Below are 2,778 nucleotides of genomic sequence, written 5' to 3' on the forward strand. Positions count from 1 at the left end.
TTGGGAGAAAATCAGTTTCATATACTTTCTCTAGATCCAATGCTTGTTAGATAAATAGATTAAATGTTCTATTTTTAAGATATCAGGCTAAATACAATTGAGCAAAATCAATGAATGAAAGAAAAAGTTAGTATGATTGCACATGAATATGCAGTAATTAAATTGTTTTTATTCATATATGCGGTATGAATATTCGATAAAAGACGTTTTTTCAGGAATGTTCCACACCGAGAATCACTTCGTTTCTCGGTGTGGAACATTTTGATTCTTTAAATGGAACCTAACAAATCATTTAAAGAATAATAATAACTTGCTTTATAGTAGTTGTTTTCTTCTAGTTAGTGCAGATAATACAAAGAACGGAATCTTTTCATTTGATTAATATTATCAATATTAGATATTATTCTATCACTACGCGGGCGATAAAAAGAATAAATTGCAATAATATCATCCTTTTTTTATTTGAATTACGTTTGGCTAAAGTGGAAATCCCTGCGGTTTTCGAAACACTCCTGATAACAAGATGCATATTCTAAATTATAGGTAATCTGAATATGCGTTTTTTAATATTATACTCACTTTTATCCTATATCAATTATTGGTCCATTTTTCATTGTACATACAATTTGCATGCAAATGTATTAATCTAGAGATTAAAGTTAGTCAATAATTGAGCATTCCTTATTCTTTCCTCTTTTTCAAAGTATGCTAAATAGTGCTCGGTTACAGATAAGTTAGAGTGTCCCAAGCTTTCAGAAATATATGAGGTTTTCGCACCTCCACGTTTTAATACTGTAGCAAAAGAATGCCTTGCCGTGTAAGTCGTCAACTGAAAAATTCCAATGTCTTGGGCTATTTTTTTAAGTCTTCTGTTACATTTGGTTATAATACGCCGTACCAATCTAATCTTTTCAAAGGCATCTTCAGTTCCTCTAGCATATTTAAAAATATACGTTTGCGGGCTTAATCTTGGATTACCCCATTTTTGAATAATATTCCACATTTCAGGAGTAATGATTGCATGTATCTCTTTGTTATGTTTGGTAGTTCGAGATGTCTTAGAGCGTACAAAGCATATTTCTCCATCCATAATATTTGAATACTGAAGAAATAATAAATCCATAAAATTAATGCCATTACATAAATAAGAAAACACCCAGAGATCCCTAAATTCTTCTATATCTTTTGTTTCACATTGATAGGACATTACTTTTTTTATTTCAGAAAGAGTAAGTGCTAATTTACGTCCACACCCTTCAGGAATTTCATATTTATTCTTTCCAAAAGGAAAAGATGATTCTTTTATAATACCATCATGTACAGCACGATTTAAGACACACTTTAAAGCTCGGAAATAAATACTTATGCTTGAATAGCTTTTACCTTCTGATATCCAAAATTTTTCACAACGTTTAAGCCAATCAATTGTAATGTTTTCCAAAGGTATAGTGGAACCTCCGAAATCTTCTAAACTTTTTAAAGCACTTTGATAATTTAGGTAAGTGTTTGCTTGTTCATAGGCTTCCAGTTCTTTCATTTTTAAGCGAAAAGCACTGCGTAAAGTCATATCATTCATCTGCCTTCCTAACCTGACGCTTAATGTTTCAATACTAAATTCCCCTTTTGTTATCAGTTCATTAACTTGTTGCTTAATAGTTGAAAAACTACTCTCTATATCTGATCGAATTTCTGCCAATAACCGGCTTTTTACTTTTAATAACCTTGCCCAATCTTCTTTTGACACTTCCTTCCCAGTTGAGTAATATTTTTGCTTTCTTCTATATACCACTTGAACTTTAACAGGAAACTGTCCACTCTTTTTTGCTCTTCTGGTATCTAATATGGTTAAAACCGAAATTCCATCTTTTGAATATTTGAACATAAAATGAATATTTATATCTATACAATAGGTAAAGCATACATATATTGTATGCAAAATGTATGCAAATGTAATAAATCAGCCTGATTTTAATAAGTACATAAGATTCTATTTATCAAATATTTGAGTATTTATTTTTCAATTAGGAATCTTTCTATTCTATTTTTTTCGAAAAAAATCTTATCTTCGTTTAGTAAGGTTACAACATAAAATGTATTACTATTGAATAAGCGCTTATGGAATTTATTTTAAGTATAACCTTTAAATTTATTAATTATGAGAAACAGAGATACATGAAACCTTTGTGTGAAAACGGTAATCTCATTTACCGCCTCTAATTACAAATTCTCTAAAAACTATTTCTAATTAAAAAGAATAAGATGAAAGAAATTATAAAACACAAGTATTCATACTTGTTATTCTTCCTTTTGTTGGTTTCGTGTTTTGCTTCAGCTTATGGGCAGGAACGAACGATCACTCTTAATCTATCGAAAGTACCCTTGAACACTGCTTTGAAAGAAATTGAGAAACAAACTTCAATGTCAGTAGTCTATAATACAAATGATGTCGATATAAATCGTGTCATATCTATCAAGGTAACAAAAGAATCTTTGAATAATGTAATGAATCAGTTATTCAGAGGAGTAAATGTCAGTTTTTCAATAGTAGATAATCATATTGTACTTTCTGCGAAGAGTAATAAAGAAGAGCAGCAGAAAAAAACACCAATTACTGCAAGTGGTACTGTTACTGATTCAAAAGGAGAACCATTGATTGGAGTTAGTATTTTGGTAAAAGGAACTTCAAATGGTACTATCACTGATATGGATGGAAATTTCAAAATACAAGCAGCTAAAGGTGATGTACTTGAAGTATCCTATATCGGTTATGCCTCCCAA

General features: G+C 30.3%; 2 protein-coding genes. One reads left to right on the forward strand and one right to left on the reverse strand.

The genetic code is table 11. From position 1 onward, the window contains the following. Positions 1–646 precede the first annotated feature (646 nt). Positions 647–1,882, reverse strand: a complete 1,236-nt coding sequence (locus DXA54_RS27750) for a site-specific integrase (RefSeq protein ID WP_004310779.1) — start codon at positions 1,880–1,882, stop codon at positions 647–649. Between the two features lie 377 nt (positions 1,883–2,259). Between DXA54_RS27750 and DXA54_RS27755 the strand changes: the two genes are divergently transcribed. Next, positions 2,260–2,778, forward strand: a 519-nt coding sequence (locus DXA54_RS27755; RefSeq protein WP_133304703.1) for an STN domain-containing protein, incomplete at its 3' end; no start/stop codon positions are given.

This window comes from Bacteroides sp. OF03-11BH, from assembly GCF_003604005.1.
Taxonomy (GTDB): domain Bacteria; phylum Bacteroidota; class Bacteroidia; order Bacteroidales; family Bacteroidaceae; genus Bacteroides; species Bacteroides ovatus.

What these genes read in the sequence shown, in the direction of transcription:
- DXA54_RS27750 (WP_004310779.1), bottom strand. Translation starts at nt 1,882, where the DNA reads ATGTTCAAATATTCAAAAGATGGAATTTCGGTTTTAACCATATTAGAT.